Origin of the sequence: Agrobacterium leguminum (genome assembly GCF_015704895.1) — a bacterium.
Taxonomy (GTDB): Bacteria; Pseudomonadota; Alphaproteobacteria; order Rhizobiales; family Rhizobiaceae; genus Agrobacterium; species Agrobacterium leguminum.
The window spans coordinates 40,980-55,734 of sequence record NZ_JADQWB010000020.1 but is presented as its reverse complement, the minus strand read 5'-3'; the positions used below and the strand labels follow the sequence as shown (position 1 = coordinate 55,734).

General features: G+C 61.4%; 17 protein-coding genes. 8 read left to right on the top strand and 9 right to left on the bottom strand.

Going from position 1 to position 14,755, the window contains the following annotated elements:
- The first annotated feature begins 184 nt into the window (after nucleotides 1-184).
- Complete coding sequence (locus I3J13_RS22090; protein ID WP_196380239.1) at nucleotides 185-1,111, top strand: bestrophin family protein; 927 nt, start codon at nucleotides 185-187, stop codon at nucleotides 1,109-1,111.
- Between the two features lie 112 nt (nucleotides 1,112-1,223).
- On the top strand, nucleotides 1,224-2,051 hold the full coding sequence (locus I3J13_RS22085; protein WP_196380238.1) for an aldo/keto reductase: 828 nt from the start codon (nucleotides 1,224-1,226) through the stop codon (nucleotides 2,049-2,051).
- 24 nt (nucleotides 2,052-2,075) lie between these two features.
- Here the strand turns inward: I3J13_RS22085 and I3J13_RS22080 are convergent, their stop codons facing one another.
- The 3 genes from I3J13_RS22080 to I3J13_RS22070 form a co-directional block, all read right to left on the bottom strand.
- Entirely contained in the window at nucleotides 2,076-2,687 is a 612-nt protein-coding gene (locus tag I3J13_RS22080; protein ID WP_196380237.1) for a LysE family translocator, read from the bottom strand.
- 266 nt (nucleotides 2,688-2,953) lie between these two features.
- Entirely contained in the window at nucleotides 2,954-3,760 is an 807-nt protein-coding gene (locus I3J13_RS22075; protein ID WP_196380236.1) for an AraC family transcriptional regulator, read from the bottom strand.
- Nucleotides 3,761-3,830: 70 nt separating this feature from the next.
- Nucleotides 3,831-4,589, bottom strand: coding sequence for an SDR family oxidoreductase (locus I3J13_RS22070; RefSeq protein WP_196380235.1), 759 nt, complete (start codon nucleotides 4,587-4,589; stop codon nucleotides 3,831-3,833).
- A gap of 103 nt (nucleotides 4,590-4,692) precedes the next feature.
- On the opposite strand from I3J13_RS22070, the gene I3J13_RS22065 reads away from it, so the two are divergent.
- On the top strand, nucleotides 4,693-5,124 hold the full coding sequence (locus tag I3J13_RS22065) for a winged helix-turn-helix transcriptional regulator (RefSeq protein ID WP_137003042.1): 432 nt from the start codon (nucleotides 4,693-4,695) through the stop codon (nucleotides 5,122-5,124).
- 7 nt (nucleotides 5,125-5,131) lie between these two features.
- Here I3J13_RS22065 and I3J13_RS22060 read toward each other — a convergent pair whose 3' ends face one another.
- On the bottom strand, nucleotides 5,132-5,524 hold the full coding sequence (locus tag I3J13_RS22060; RefSeq protein WP_020813108.1) for a hypothetical protein: 393 nt from the start codon (nucleotides 5,522-5,524) through the stop codon (nucleotides 5,132-5,134).
- A 314-nt stretch (nucleotides 5,525-5,838) separates the two neighbouring features.
- Here I3J13_RS22060 and I3J13_RS22055 point away from each other — a divergent pair, with 314 nt between their 5' ends.
- The gene (locus I3J13_RS22055) at nucleotides 5,839-7,410 is read left to right on the top strand and encodes a helicase HerA-like C-terminal domain-containing protein (protein ID WP_003522243.1); all 1,572 of its coding nucleotides are present in this window, start codon (nucleotides 5,839-5,841) and stop codon (nucleotides 7,408-7,410) included.
- Between the two features lie 54 nt (nucleotides 7,411-7,464).
- Here I3J13_RS22055 and I3J13_RS22050 read toward each other — a convergent pair whose 3' ends face one another.
- Both I3J13_RS22050 and I3J13_RS22045 read right to left on the bottom strand, forming a co-directional pair.
- Entirely contained in the window at nucleotides 7,465-7,815 is a 351-nt protein-coding gene (locus I3J13_RS22050) for an Atu4866 domain-containing protein (protein ID WP_196380234.1), read from the bottom strand.
- Nucleotides 7,816-7,827: 12 nt separating this feature from the next.
- On the bottom strand, nucleotides 7,828-8,550 hold the full coding sequence (locus tag I3J13_RS22045) for an SDR family oxidoreductase (protein ID WP_196380233.1): 723 nt from the start codon (nucleotides 8,548-8,550) through the stop codon (nucleotides 7,828-7,830).
- Nucleotides 8,551-8,671: 121 nt separating this feature from the next.
- Between I3J13_RS22045 and I3J13_RS22040 the strand changes: the two genes are divergently transcribed.
- Nucleotides 8,672-9,568, top strand: coding sequence for a LysR family transcriptional regulator (locus I3J13_RS22040; RefSeq protein WP_196380232.1), 897 nt, complete (start codon nucleotides 8,672-8,674; stop codon nucleotides 9,566-9,568).
- A 40-nt stretch (nucleotides 9,569-9,608) separates the two neighbouring features.
- On the opposite strand, the gene I3J13_RS22035 is transcribed toward I3J13_RS22040, so the two are convergent.
- The 3 genes from I3J13_RS22035 to I3J13_RS22025 form a co-directional block, all read right to left on the bottom strand.
- A complete protein-coding gene (locus tag I3J13_RS22035; RefSeq protein WP_196380231.1) occupies nucleotides 9,609-10,388 on the bottom strand; it encodes a VOC family protein in 780 nt (259 codons plus the stop codon).
- Between the two features lie 97 nt (nucleotides 10,389-10,485).
- On the bottom strand, nucleotides 10,486-10,980 hold the full coding sequence (locus tag I3J13_RS22030) for a DUF1579 domain-containing protein (protein WP_020813114.1): 495 nt from the start codon (nucleotides 10,978-10,980) through the stop codon (nucleotides 10,486-10,488).
- 27 nt (nucleotides 10,981-11,007) lie between these two features.
- Nucleotides 11,008-11,736, bottom strand: coding sequence for a DUF899 domain-containing protein (locus tag I3J13_RS22025; RefSeq protein ID WP_196380230.1), 729 nt, complete (start codon nucleotides 11,734-11,736; stop codon nucleotides 11,008-11,010).
- A gap of 149 nt (nucleotides 11,737-11,885) precedes the next feature.
- On the opposite strand from I3J13_RS22025, the gene I3J13_RS22020 reads away from it, so the two are divergent.
- The 3 genes from I3J13_RS22020 to I3J13_RS22010 all read left to right on the top strand — a co-directional run bounded on the left by I3J13_RS22020 (nucleotide 11,886) and on the right by I3J13_RS22010 (nucleotide 14,753).
- Nucleotides 11,886-12,332, top strand: coding sequence for a MarR family winged helix-turn-helix transcriptional regulator (locus tag I3J13_RS22020; protein ID WP_003522235.1), 447 nt, complete (start codon nucleotides 11,886-11,888; stop codon nucleotides 12,330-12,332).
- A gap of 102 nt (nucleotides 12,333-12,434) precedes the next feature.
- Nucleotides 12,435-12,857, top strand: a complete 423-nt coding sequence (locus tag I3J13_RS22015) for a YciI family protein (RefSeq protein ID WP_003522234.1) — start codon at nucleotides 12,435-12,437, stop codon at nucleotides 12,855-12,857.
- 384 nt (nucleotides 12,858-13,241) lie between these two features.
- Entirely contained in the window at nucleotides 13,242-14,753 is a 1,512-nt protein-coding gene (locus I3J13_RS22010; protein ID WP_196380229.1) for an ABC-F family ATP-binding cassette domain-containing protein, read from the top strand.
- Nucleotides 14,754-14,755: the final 2 nt, after the last annotated feature.

Below are 14,755 nucleotides of genomic sequence, written 5' to 3'. Positions count from 1 at the left end.
ATATTTCCTTCCACCGCATAGCCAGACCGTAGCGTTGACGATCCCGGCGATAGACGCGTAGCGCCGCCAGCCGCCGAGTGCAACCATGCAAAAAAGGGTGGACAAGGCCGCGTCGCCAGCATGTAGATAGGGTCAGGCTCTTTCACGCCCCTCCCATCCGCCACAGGCATTTCGAGTTTCCGCCATGATCGTTCGTCCAAAACCGAACCTGCTGCAGCTTTTCCTCATCGTGCGCGGCTCCATCATCGTCCGCATCTTTCCGCAGGTGCTTGCGGTTTTCCTGCTGTCGACGCTGGTTGTCTGGGCGCACAAGGACAGGCCGGATCTGGTGCAGGCGCTGAACGGCGCGCCCTTTTCGCTGCTCGGCATCGCGCTTTCGGTGTTTCTCGGTTTTCGCGCCAATGCCTGTTACGACCGCTGGTGGGAAGCCCGCAAGCAATGGGGTGCGCTGATTACCGTTGCCCGCGCGCTTTCACGCCAGAGCCTCATGCTCGATAGCCGGCAGGATGTCGCCGATCCCGTCACCCGTCGGCGGATCACCGATCTTACCATCGCCTTCTGCCACGCGCTGGTTTCGCATCTGCGCCCCGGCGATGCGACCGCCACTGCGGCCAGCCTCGTTCCCGATGATCTCAGGGATATTTTCGACCGCAGCCGCAACCGGCCGGACATGCTGCTGCGCGAAATATCCGGCGCCATCGTCTCCGCCCATGGCAAGGGGCAGATCAGCGATATTCAGCTGCAGATGCTGGATGCCACCGTGCAGCAGATGGGGGCCGCGCAGGCTTCGTGCGAGCGCATCCGCCAGACGCCGGTTCCCTTCGGTTATTCGCTGCTGCTTCACCGCACCGCGCATCTGTTCTGCCTGCTGCTGCCGTTCGGTTTCACCGATCTGCTCGGCTGGGCCACGCCGTTTACCGCCACGCTCATCGCCTATACGTTCTTCGGTCTCGATGCGCTGTCCGACGAGCTGGAGGACCCCTTCGGCACCGGCCTCAATGCGCTGCCGATCAATTCGCTCGCCACCACCATCGAGATCAATCTGCGCGAGGCGATGGGCGAGACCGATCTGCCGGCCGATCCGCGCCCGGTGGATTACGTGCTGATGTGATATCGTCCCGCCGGGTTGAAACCGATCGCGCGGACACCAGTTAATGAAAGACGGCTTCCCCCGCCCGGCACCCCGCGCCGGCCATGTTTTCAGCAAACAGGAGAGACATCCCATGTATGACGTCAGCGCGAATGGCGCGAATATTCCCGCCCTCGGTTTCGGCACCTTCCGCATTCCGGAAGACGATGTCAGGCGCATTCTGCCGGAAGCGCTGAAACTCGGCTTCCGCCATGTCGATACCGCGCAGATCTACAAAAACGAAGGCGCCGTCGGCGAGGTCATCGCGCAATCGGGCATTTCCCGGCACGATATATTTCTCACCACCAAGGTCTGGGTGGACCGCTTCCGCCACGACGATTTTCTCGCTTCCGTCGATGAAAGCCTTGCGAAGCTGAAGACCGACTATGTCGATCTGTTGCTGCTGCACTGGCCGAAGAGCGATGTGCCGCTTGCCGAGCGCATCGGCGCGCTGAACGCGGTGCGCAAGGCCGGCAAGACGCGCAATATCGGCATTTCCAACTTCAATGTGGCGCTGACCGAGGAGGCGGTGAAACTGTCCGACACGCCGCTTGCCACCAACCAGATCGAATATCACCCCTATCTCGACCAGACCAAGGTGATTTCGGCGGCGCGCAAGCACGGGATGTCGGTGACGGCCTATTATCTGATGGCCGACGGCAAGGTGCCGAACGATCCCGTGCTGAAGGATATCGGCGCAAAACACGGCAAGACCGCCGCGCAGGTAACCCTTCGCTGGGCGGTGCAGCAGCCGGATATCGTGGCGCTCTCCAAGACGGCGACGGAAAGCCGCCTGAAAGAGAATTTCGATGTTTTCGATTTTGCGCTGACGGAAGAGGAAATGCGGGCGATCCACGCGCTTGCAAAGCCGAATGGCCGCATCGTCAATCCCGGCCACCTCGCGCCGGATTGGGACGACTGAGGCGGCCTTCCCTCCGCTCTGGTCTCACCGCTCGGTCAGGGCCAGCTTCGCACCCAGCGCCACGAAAGCGGCCGCGAAGCTGCGCCTCAGCCAGGCGAGGACCGCCGGGCGCGACACCACCTGCCGCCGGACCGAGGCGGCGAAACAGCCATAAAGCGCAAATACCAGAAGCGTCATGGCCATGAAGATCAGCCCGAGATCGATCATGCGCCATGTCGGCAAAGCCTCATCCTGCGCGATGAACTGCGGCAGGAAGGCGAAAAAGAAGATCGACAATTTCGGGTTCAGCAGATTGATGAGGATCGCCTCTCCGATGATGCGGGCGGCCTTGCGGGGCTCCCTCGTATCGTCGATCTTCAGCCCACCGTCCTCCCGCAGCGTGTTCCACGCCATGTAGAGGAGGTAGGCGACCCCCAGATATTTGACGATGCCGAAGGCGAGCGCGCTGGTGTGCAGGATGGCGGCAAGGCCGGTGATGGCGGCGAGCAGATGCGGCACGATGCCAAGCGTGCAGCCGAAGGCCGCGATGACGCTCGCCCTCGCCCCCTGCGAAAGACCGGCGGCGAGCGTATAGACCACGCCGGTTCCGGGAGAGGCGGCGACGATGAAGGATGTGATGAGGAATTCGGGTGTCATGGTGCGGGTGTGTCCTCTTGGGGTGGAGGACAGGAGCATGAGGGTGCGTGGGGTGGGTGTCTTGGATGAAATTGCAGTGCAGACGCTCGCCGGCGCGCCGAAGTGGCGGGTCAGAGTATCGGCCAGCCCACTCCGTCCTCATTCCTGTGCTTGTCACAGGAATCCAGTCGACGCGCGTCTGCGCGGCGGGAGGACTCTTTTCAGCCCAAGGACTTGGGCTGGCTGGATTCCTGTGACAAGCACAGGAATGAGGGCGGAGAAAGCAGCTACGAAAGCGCCACCCGGTAAACCGCCGGCGTAACCCCGAATTGCCGCACGAAGAACCGGTTCAGATGGCTCTGGTCGACAAAACCGGCGGCAAAGGCCGCTTCGGCGGGCCGCGTGCCTCTGGCCAGTGCATGGCGTGCCACATGGACACGCCGCTGGAGAAGATAGCTGTGCGGCGTCAGCCCGGTGGCCCTGGCGAAAGCGCGCAGGAAGCGGAACTGGCTCATGCCGGCTTCTGCGGCGAGATCGGCAAGGCGGAACGGCCGGGAGGGCTCGTCATCGATACGGCTTTTCGCCCGCCTTATATTCTCGGGTGCGGCGATTTCGCCCGGCTTCGCCGCCGTCTCCATCGCGCCCGCCAGAAGCGTCAGCAGGGTCTCGTCGCCACGAAGGGTTTCGCCCGGCCGTTCCCTTGCCGTCATGGCTGCAAAGACAGCGTTGAATCGCTTCGCCAGCGGCCTGATATCGACGGGATAGGCGAATTCGAACGCGCCGCGATCCGTCTCGCCGATATCGGCAATGGCGTCGCGGACGATATCGATGTCGAGATAGAGCATCCGCCAGGCGCGGCCGCCCTCCCCGAGCGGAATACCGTCATGCACCTCGCCCGGATTGACGGTGATGAGATGGCCGGCGCCCGCTTCCACCATGCCGCGACCGGAGAGCGATTTCTGCGCCCCGCGTTCGATGAGACCGATGCCGAACTGATCGTGCATGTGGCGCGGAAAGGAACGGTCGCTATCCGCCGCCACGGCGACGACGCCGGGCAGAATGGTTTTCGGCATCAGGAACCGGCCTTGGGCCATGAAAGCGCGCGCTCCGCAGATAAGAGCGCGACGCTATCACAGGATGCCCAGTCGCGACAGATGCGGCCGTTTACGGATGCATATGGTTGATCATGGCGAAGACCTGATCGAAATTGCCGTTCTGCGCGGCGAAACGCAGCGGCTTGCAGCGTTCCACCACCACTTCCTTCTCGTCCGGGCGATTTTCAAGAATATCCATCACCTCGGAAATGAAGACGTCGAGCGGCATGGCCCTTTCGTCGCTCGCCTGCCCCTCGCCCATCAACGTCGTCTGCACATAGGGCGGCACGATTTCGATGACCTCCACCGGCGTTTCCTTCAGCTGCTCGCGCAGCGCGACCGAATAGGCATGGATGGCCGATTTGGTGGCGCTGTAGGTGGGGGTCAGCACCATGGGCACGAAGGCGAGGCCGGAAGAGACCGTCAGAACCGTGGCCGCAGGTTGCTTGAGGAAATGCGGCAAAAGCGCCGCCGTCAGGCGAATGGGTGCGAGAAGATTGGTGGCGATGGTTTCTTCCGCCGTGTCGAGATAATCCGGTGCTGCGGCGATGTCTTCCGGCCGCATGATGCCGGCATTGTTGATGACGGCGTTGAGGGTCGGATGGGCCTTCACCAGAGCTTCGGCAAACGCGCGAATGCCTGCGGCGTCCGTCGCGTCCATCACCATCGAGGCCATGCCGGGATTGGCGGCCGTCACCTCATCGAGCACGGCCTTGCGGCGGCCGGAAATGATGACCCGGTTGCCGGCCTTGTGAAACGCTTCCGCCAGCGCCCGGCCGATGCCGGAACCGCCGCCGGTGATGAGAATGGTGTTATCAGCGATTTTCATTGGAACATCCTTTGCTTGTTGGCTGAAAGGAAGTTAGCTATGATACTCTCCAATCGAAAGTAGGCACCCAAAAGATTTATACTTACCCAAAGGAGAGTGTAAGATGAAACGGCACGCCGCCGACCCGGCCATCGAAAGCCGGCGCAAGGTTCCGCCGCCCACGGATACCGATCCGGCAATAGAGGCGCTGGTTCAGGACATCATTGCCAAGGTGGCCGACAAATGGACGATGCTCATTCTGGAAGTGCTGGAAGAGCATGGCACGCTGCGCTTCACGCAGATCGGCAGGCTGGTCGGCAATATCAGCCAGAAGATGCTGACGAAAACGCTGCGGCAGATGGAAAGCGACGGGCTGGTGCGCCGCACCGTGCATCCCGTCATCCCGCCGCATGTGGATTACGGCCTGACGAACCTCGGCCGCACGCTGGGCAGCGCCTTTTGCGGCGTGTGGATATGGGCGGAAACGCACCATGCCGAAATAGAAGAGGCGCGGCGCCTGTTCAATGAACAGCCGCCGCGCCCCGCTATGGAGTAGTTTCGCCTCAGGCGAACTGGCTGAGGCCCGGAACCGAGGCGATCACCTGATCGACAACCTCATCGCCCGCATGCTGGCGGGCAACGGAGATGGTTTCCTTGGCGAGCGTGGAAATCTCGCTCATGCCGAGGCCCTGGCTCATCAGCTGCTGGCCCAGCCCCATGATGCCGCCGCCGCCGATCGCGCTCATCAGGCCGCCGAGCAGACCGCCGCCGCCGGCACCTTCGCCATTATACTGCGCCACCAGTTCGCTGGCGCCGGGAATGGCTTCGATCATGCGGGCGATCGGGCCGTCTTCCGCCTCACGCTGAAGAAAACCGAGAATCATGCCAATGGCCTTTTCGGCCAGTTCGGGGCTGATTCCCGCCTTCTCGGCGATCTGGCTCACGACTTCGTTCATTCTTGCCTCCTGTTGAAAAACGACGCCAACATCGAATAACTGACGTTAACGTCAACGTAAAACAATATCATGCCGCATTCAAGCGGCCAGGGTCAGGTGCGGCAACTTTCATCAAGCGGTTTTTCTTCATCGCCATCAAGCAGTTGTTGCGCCTTGAAACTGTCCTTATAAGATCATCACAACCAAACTATGAAAAGGCCGCTATCGTCAGAAGTGGCCACAACATGGTAGTGACGCTTTAAATTCGGACATGACTTTTGCAAAATCCACCGCGATTTTAAGGGTCATGCACCAGCCGCAGGAGAAAATGGTCGATGTTGCAGGACGGACAGCTCTATATCGGGACCAGCCGCAATCCGGACGACAGCCTGAACAAGGGCGAATATCTGGAACTGAAATTCGGCAACCGCCACGGCCTCATCACCGGCGCGACGGGAACGGGCAAGACCGTGACGTTGCAGGTGCTGGCCGAAGGTTTTTCCAAGGCCGGCGTGCCGGTTTTCTGCGCCGATATCAAGGGCGACCTTTCCGGCATCGCCGCGCAGGGCGAAGCCAAGGACTGGGTGCAGAAACGCGCCGAACAGATCGGCTTCACCGATTTTGCCTATGGCAAATCGCCGGTGATCTTCTGGGATCTCTACGGTGAAAAAGGCCATCGCGTCCGCGCCACCATCGCCGAGATGGGGCCGCTGCTGCTTGCCCGGCTGATGGATGCCTCGGAAGCGCAGGAAGGCGTGCTCAACATCGCCTTCAAGATCGCCGATCAGGGCGGGCTGCCGCTGCTCGATCTCAAGGACCTGCAATCGCTCCTGAACTATATGGGTGAAAATGCGACCGAGCTTTCCAACCAGTTCGGCCTGATTTCCAAGGCCTCGGTCGGTTCGTTGCAGCGCGGGCTGCTGGTTCTGGAACAGCAGGGTGCGGCGAATTTCTTCGGCGAACCGGCGCTGAAAATCGCCGACATCATGCGTGTGGGCACGGATGGGGTGGGCACGATTTCGGTTCTCGCCGCCGACCGTCTGATGATGAACCCGCGCCTTTACGCCACCTTCCTGCTCTGGATGCTTTCGGAACTGTTCGAAGAGCTGCCGGAAGTGGGCGACCCGGAAAAACCGCGTCTGGTGTTCTTCTTCGACGAGGCGCATCTGCTCTTCAACGACGCGCCGCGGGTGCTGGTGGAACGCGTGGAACAGGTTGTGCGGCTCATCCGCTCCAAGGGCGTGGGCGTCTATTTCGTGACGCAGAACCCGCTCGACGTGCCGGAAACCGTTCTCGCCCAGCTCGGCAACCGCGTGCAGCACGCGCTTCGCGCCTATACGCCGCGCGAGCAGAAGGCGGTGCGCACCGCGGCCGACACTTTCCGCCAGAACCCGGCCTTCAACACCGCCGACACCATCACCACGCTCGGCACCGGTGAGGCGCTGATTTCCACCCTGCACGACAAGGGCGCTCCCTCTATCGTCGAGCGCACGCTGGTACGCCCGCCATCGGGCCGTGTCGGGCCGCTGACCGATGCGGAACGCAAGTCCCTGATCGATGTGAGCCCCGTCGCCGGGCAATATGACAAGGATATCGACCGGGAATCGGCCTTCGAAATCCTCGCCGCCCGCGCCCAGAAGGCTGCCGATGCAGAAGCCGCCAGACGTGCGGAAGAAGAAAACGCCGCCAGCCAGTCCGAGAGTGCTTCCGGCCGCTGGCGCCTGCCCGGCTTCGGCGATGAAGAACCCGCACCGGCCTCCACCGGCTCGCGCAATGGCGGCGCACGCAAGACCGGATACCAGCGCGAAACGGTGATCGAGGCGGCAATGAAAAGCGCTGCCCGCTCGGTTGCCACTTCGGTCGGCCGCGCCATCGTGCGCGGGATCCTGGGTAGTTTGAAGCGATAAAACAGATACGCCGCCCGCTCTCGATGGGGCGGGCGGCGCTTGATTGGCGGGACGTTACTTCTGGCGATAGAAGATCATGCCGCCGTGATAAAGCACATCGTCGACGAATTCGCCGTCGGCGGTGAAGCCGGTATCGTCCCAATAGTCGATATGGTTTCCCTTCACCTCATAGCGCCCCCGATAGGCGCTTTTGCGGTTGCCCCGCGCCTCGTCATACCGGCCATTGGGCAGAAGCTCCTGACGAATGTGGCCATCGCCGGTGACCCACATGCCGATATAGGGGTGGTCCCGGGTTTGAGCCGTTTCGGTCATATTCACGTCCATGGCGTTGCTCGCTTTGCGAGAACCCGTATCGGCGGAAGCCGTTGCGAGCAGAAGCGCAACGGATGTCGAAACAATGTTCATTGCCAATCCTCCTCAGGCGGCGGTCGGACGGACGACGATCTCATTGACGTCCACATCGTCGGGCTGCTCGATGGCGTAACGCACCGCGCGGCCGATGGCTTCGGGCTTCAGGGCGATGGCCCGATAGGTCTGCATCAATTCCGCAGCGGCGGGATCGGTGATGGTGTGGGCAAGTTCGCTTTCCACCACGCCGGGGTGAATGCAGGTGACCCGCAGGTCGCGGTTTTCCTGCCGCAGCCCGTCCGAAATCGCCCGCACCGCAAATTTCGTCGCGCAATAAACGGCAGCCGTGGGCGAAACGGCGAGCGCACCGATGGAGGCGATGTTGATGATGTGGCCGGAAGCGCGGGCGGTCATCTCGGGCAGAACGGCGGCGACGCCATAAAGCACGCCCTTGATGTTGACGTCGATCATGCGGTCCCATTCGTCGACCTTCAGGGACGACATCAGCGACAGCGGCATGATGCCGGCATTGTTGACGATGACGTCGACCTGCCCGAACGCCTTGCGCCCCGCCTCCGCAAAGGCCTCGACGCTCTGTCTGTCCGTCACGTTCAGCGGCTGGATGACGACCTCGGCGCCCTTCCCGCGCAATTCTTCGGCAAGCGCCTGCAAGCGGTCCATACGGCGTGCACCCAACACCAGCTTCGCCCCGGCGGCGGCCAGTTCCCTTGCGATACCCTCACCGATCCCACTCGATGCACCTGTGATGAGAACGACTTTGTTCAATGTCATGGCTTTCTCCTTGGTGTTACGGCCGGCTTTTCTGGAAGCGGCCATTGCGGAGAAGATAAAGCTTGGGCATTGTCGTGATAACCGCCTCAATCATAACCTCAATGGGTAGAATTTCTAACCAATGAACATCGATCTCAACGCGCTTTCGACATTCTGCATGGTTGCCGAAGAGCGCAACTTCCGGGCCGTTGCGGACAGGCTCGGCGTAACCCGCTCCGCCGTCAGCCAGACCATCCGCAAGCTTGAAGAAACGATGGGAATAGCGCTGGTGCAACGCACGACGCGCAGCGTCAGCCTGACGGAAGCGGGACAGCAGCTTTATGCGGATGTGTCGCCATCCATCGGCAATCTCGTCGAGGCTGCCAATGCCGCGTCGTCCCTGAGCGACGCCGTGCGCGGGCAGTTGCGGCTTGCGGTTTCCTCGATAGCCGAGCGTTTTTTATCCGGGCCATTGCTTGCGCGTTTTGCGGAAATACATCCCGAAGTGCAGCTCGATATCGTCGTGACGGACGAGGAATTCGATATCGTCGCCGAGCACTACGATGCCGGCGTGCGTCTTGGCGAACTGATCGCGCAGGACATGATTGCGGTTCCGGTTTCCGCTCCGCAGCGGCAGCTCGCCGTCTGCTCGCCGCACTATCGGGACCGCTTCGGCCTGCCGGCGCAGCCCCGCGAATTGATAGGGCACAGGTGTATCGGCTGGCGACCCCGTCCGGGTGTTGCGCCATACAGGTGGGAATTTGCGGAAAACGGCCGCGAATTCGCGGTGGCGGTGGAGCCGGCCTTCACCACCAACGACATGCAGTTGATGATCAAGCTGGCCTGCGCCGGTGCGGGCATCACATTCGGTATGGAAGAGACATTCCGCCCCCATCTGGAAAGCGGGCAGCTCGTTTCCATGCTGGAAGACCACTCCCCGAGCTTTGCGGGATTTTATCTCTATTACCCCAGCCGCCGCAATCTTGCGCCGAAGCTGCGCGCCTTCATCGATCACGTCCGCCTGTCGAGAGAGCGGTAATCTGCCGGAGCAAGCCCCGGCAGATTGTTAGAAAACAGGGCTATTTCCTCTGCGAAACCAGCGAGAAATAAGCGCCCTGCGGATCGACGCAATTGACGATCCAGCTTTCGCCGGGAACCTCCATCGGACCGTTGACGACCTTGCCGCCGCCGGTGCTGACGCGGGTGATGGCGTCATCGATACCGTCCACATTGAAGTAATACCCCCAGTGACAGACGGGGACCTGCGGCATGCGTTTCATCATGCCGCCGACGGCCTTGCCCCTGTAGGCGAAGATGCGGTACGGGCCCATGTCGCCCATGTCGAAATCATGGTCCTTGGTCCAGCCGAACACATCGCCGTAAAAGGCCATGGCCTCATCGACATTATCGGTGAAGAGTTCATGCCAGCCGACATGGCCCTGCTTTTCCTGCATATCCTCGGGGAAGCCGCCGGTTTCCATCGGCAGCGGCGTCATGATGCAGAGCACCGCACCGAAGGGATCGGCGACCACGGCGAAGCGGCCGATTTCGGGAATGTCCTGCGGCGGACGTCTGATCGCGCCGCCCTTTTCGGCGAATTGTTTCGCCGTGGCGTCCACGTCGTCGACATCGACATAGGCGGTCCAGTTCGGGGGAATGCCCTGGCCCTTGTGCTCGTCGGTCAGCTCCATGACGCCGCCCATGCCCTTGCCATCGGCCTCCAGCACCAGATAGGGCATTTCCGGCGAGCCGAAATCCTTGGTCTGCCAGCCGACGACATGACCATAAAAGCGGGCTGCCGCTTCCATGTCGGGCGTCATCAGCTCGACCCAGATGAATTTTCCATGCGTATCGGACATTGTCGTCTCCTATGGAGGGTTTGGCGGGTGTGTTTCGGCAAGCGCCCGCCGCAGGATGCGGCGGCGCCGGTGGTTCGGGTGAAATTTTCGCAGGGCTTCAAGCCTTGCGGCGGAATTCCGATGTCATGAAAGTCTTGAATGTGCCGTCCGGCTGCCTGACGCTGCCGGAGAAGCTGCGGTGATTGTCGTCATGCAGCACCAGCACGTCGTGATAGGTATCGGTGCGGCCGGAACCGTCGAAGGCCGGGCCTTCCGCTTCCAGCGTCAGGGTCTTGCCGTCCTCTTCCAGCCAGCCCTTGTAGACCCAGAGATTGGTCATCATCGACCCCACCCAGGTGCCGACGAAATTGCCCTTGGCCGGGTCGAAACCGACCGTGATCACAGCCGTCATATCCGTGCCGTCAGGCATCTTGCCGGTGCCGTTGCCGATGATCCACAAGCCGCCGACGGAGCGGACGGTCTCGGTGAATTGCTGCGACGGGTCGTCGGCATCGTAGCCCTCATGGCCGGAACTGGAGGTCATGACCCAGTCTCCGACGATCCTCTTCAGGAACTCATGTTCCTTCTGCGGCTTGGCGATTTCCATTTCCATTGTTGTTTCCTCTTCGTCCGTCCGTTTTCAGTGGCAGCAGGCTGCCGCCTTCAGCGCGTCCTCATACTGGTCGTGGCGGCGCACCCAATCCATTACCTCCTCCTCGTTACGGCCTTTTGGCACCAGATCGAGCAGCATCAGCGTGCCGAGCGTCTGCTCCGCGCCGCGGGCGTAAGTGGAATAGGTGTGGTAGATCTTGCCGTCATCGCCCCTGGCGAAAACGCTGATGCCGTGCAGGTCCTTCAGGTCGCCATAGGGCGCCATGTCACGGTAATTATAGGTGATTTCACCTTTGGCCATGTCCTCGTCACGGAACGAGGCCTGATAATCGTAGTTGAAATCGCTGCTTTCGGCCGAAACCCACGGGAATTTCCAGCCCATGCGGTTCCTGTAGCTTTCGATCTTCTCAAGCGGCGCGCGCGACACGGCAACGAAACCCGCATCGCCATGCTTGAGGTGGATCAAAGCGCCATCGACATGATCGGCGAAGAAGGAGCAACCGACGCAGCCCTCCTCCCAGTCGGGCGCCAGCATGAAGTGATAGACAATGAGCTGGCTGCAGGCGCCGAACAGTTCCTTCAGCGATTTGGGGCCGGAAGGGGCATCGAAGATATAATCCTTCGTCACCTCTTCCCAGGGCAGCGCACGCCGGGCCTCGTTCAGCCTGTCGCGGGCGCGGGTCATTTCCTTTTCCTTCACCAGCAGATCGCGGCGGGCCGCAAGCCACTCCTCTTTCGAAACGACGGGATGAGACATGATCTTTCCTCCTTGGATCCGTCTTTCACCACGGCACCGCCCCGCTTTAACGGTGGGCGCCGGCTATTTCTGTGCTGAAAGTCAATAAACAGTCTGCGGGGCATCAAGTTCCGCTTGACTAATTAGGTTGATATCAACATATTTATCCCATGTCAAACGCCAGCGTGATTCCTTTTTCGACAACTCTTTTCGTGCGGGATGCCTGTCTGTGCCTGCATGCGCAGCGCGCCGCACGGGCATTGGCGCGGTTGTTCGACAATGCGCTGAAGCCGGTGGGCATCACCAATGGACAATTTTCGCTGCTGATGTCGCTCAACCGACCCGAGCCGCCACCGATGGGACCGGTCGCCAATCTTCTGGCCATGGACCGCACGACGCTGACGGCGGCGCTGAAGCCGCTGGAGCGGCGCGGGCTGGTCAGCATCGAGCAGGACCCGAAGGACAAGCGCGGCAAGCGGCTGCGGCTGACGGCGGACGGCATGGCCGTGCTCGCCGCCGCCTTCCCCATCTGGGAACAGACCCATGCCGAAATCGAAGCCCGCATCGGCAGCGGCGACCCCGACCGGCTGCGCCGCGACCTTATCGACCTCGGCTGAGAGAATTGACGGCATGACGCCACTTTTGTCGGCGACAATGTCATCCGGCCGTCGTGCCGGGGAGCGACACTACGAAGAAAGCGCAATCAAGGAGGAATGATCATGCGTGCAATCGTTTTTGTAAAAGCCACCAAAAGCAGCGAAGACGGCGTCATGCCCACGACCGAGCTGATCGAGGCGATGGGAAAATTCAACGAGGAACTGGTCAATGCCGGCATCATGCAATCCGGCGACGGCCTGCACCCCTCCTCCAAGGGCAAGAGGGTTGTGTTCGACGGTGACAGCCGTACGGTTATCGACGGCCCCTTCCCGCACACCAACGAGCTGGTCGCCGGCTTCTGGATCTGGACTGTGAAGGACATGGACGAGGCCGTGGCCTGGGTGAAACGCTGCCCGAACCCGATGCTGGAGCGCAGCGAAATCGAAATTCGCCCGATGTTCGAAATGGAAGACTTCGGCGACGCCGTAACGCCGGAAATCGCCGCGCATGTGGAAGAACTGCGCGCGCGTGTCGCCAAGCAATAAAGGCCGCTCAGGCGAGCGCCGGATTAAAACGGGAGAGTGCGGGCTTGCCGCATTCTCCCCCACCGCCTGCCATTGCAAAAGCCGTTGCCTCGAACAACCGCCGCTGCTAATGGTGAAGCGGTTCAACCCGTTTCAAGAAAGGAGGCTTCGCATGGATATTTCCTGCTTCTGGCGCAATCGTCAGCTCTGCCACCTTTTTGCCCTGCAGACACGTTTGCAGGGCTGACCGGAACACCAACACTCTGGTTTGCCCAAAAGGCCGCGCAGAATGCAGCTTGTCTGCCGTTGCGCATGTTTTCACGACGGATCACCCCGAACCGAAACCCCGTACTGCCTGTGGCAGACCACGGTTCGTCACGGGTCCGTCTTGCCAGAGACGACTTCATGACCATCGTCACGCTTCGAAACCTCGGAATCATTCTGGGCAAGCCGCTTTTTTCAAATCTCAGCCTCACGGTGAATGCGGGAGACCGCATCGGCATCGTCGCCGCCAATGGCTGCGGCAAATCCACCCTTCTCCATTGCCTTTCCGGTGACATGGAGCCCACCAGCGGCGATATCACCCGGCTGCGCGGGCTGACGCAGTCCATCGTCCACCAGCATCTGCCCTCGCCGCTTATGGAACGGACGATGCGGGACGCCGTGCTTTCCGTCCTGCCGGCGGACACGATCGACAGCGAGAGCTGGCGCGCCGACATTATTTTCGACGCCATGCTGGTGCCGGAGCCGTTCCGCGAGCGCCGCCTGAAAGAGCTGAGCGGCGGCTGGCAGAGGCTGGCCATGCTGGCGCGGGCATGGATCACCGAGCCGGATGTGCTGTTGCTCGACGAACCGACCAACCATCTCGACCTCGAAAAGATCAATGTGCTGGAAAACTGGCTCGGTGAATTGCCGCGCGATACGGCTGTCATCATCGTCAGCCATGACCGCGCTTTTCTCGATAATGTCACCAGGAGCACGCTGTTCCTGCGGCCGGAAAATTCGGCGCTGTTCCGGCTGCCCTATGGCCACGCACGGGCGGTGCTGGAAGAAGAGGATGCCGCCGATGAGCGGCGTTTCCAGCGCGACATGAAAACCGCCCAGCAATTGCGCCGGCAGGCCGCCAAGCTCAACAATATCGGCATCAATTCCGGCAGCGATCTTCTGACCGTCAAGACCAAGCAATTGCGTGAGCGTGCGGAAAAGATCGAGGAGAAGGCGCGGCCCGCCCATATCGAGCGATCCGCCGGCAAGATCCAGCTCGCCAATCGCGGCACCCATGCCAGGGTTCTGGTCACTCTGGAAGATGTGCCGGTCTCGACGCCGGACGGAACATTGCTGTTTCGCACCGGCCGGCAATTTGTCCGTCAGGGAGACCGCATCGTCATTCTCGGCCGCAACGGCGTCGGCAAGACACGGCTGATGTCGCTTCTGCAGGCGGCTGTATCGGGTGCAGGCCAGATAGACGGCATCAAGGCCACGCCCTCGCTGGTAGCCGGATATGTCGATCAATCGCTCGCCGAGATCGATGACGACAGCACGCCCGTTTCACTGCTGTCCCGCCGCTTCGATATTGGCGACCAGCGCATCCACGGCCTGCTCGCGGGCGCCGGGATCGATATGGAAATGCAGAAACGTCGCATCGCCGCCCTTTCCGGCGGGCAGAAGGCCCGGCTTGCCATGCTGGCGCTGCGGCTGGCGGAGCCGAATTTCTACCTGCTGGACGAGCCCACCAACCATCTGGATATTGAGGGGCAGGAAGCGCTGGAGGCGGAAATCATCGGCCGCGAGGCCAGCTGCGTCTTCGTCTCGCATGACAGGAGTTTCGTGCGGGCTGTCGGAACCCGCTTCTGGCTGATCGACAAGCGCAGGCTGGTGGAAGTCGACGATCCCGAAGGGTTTTTCGCCTCGGCCTGATG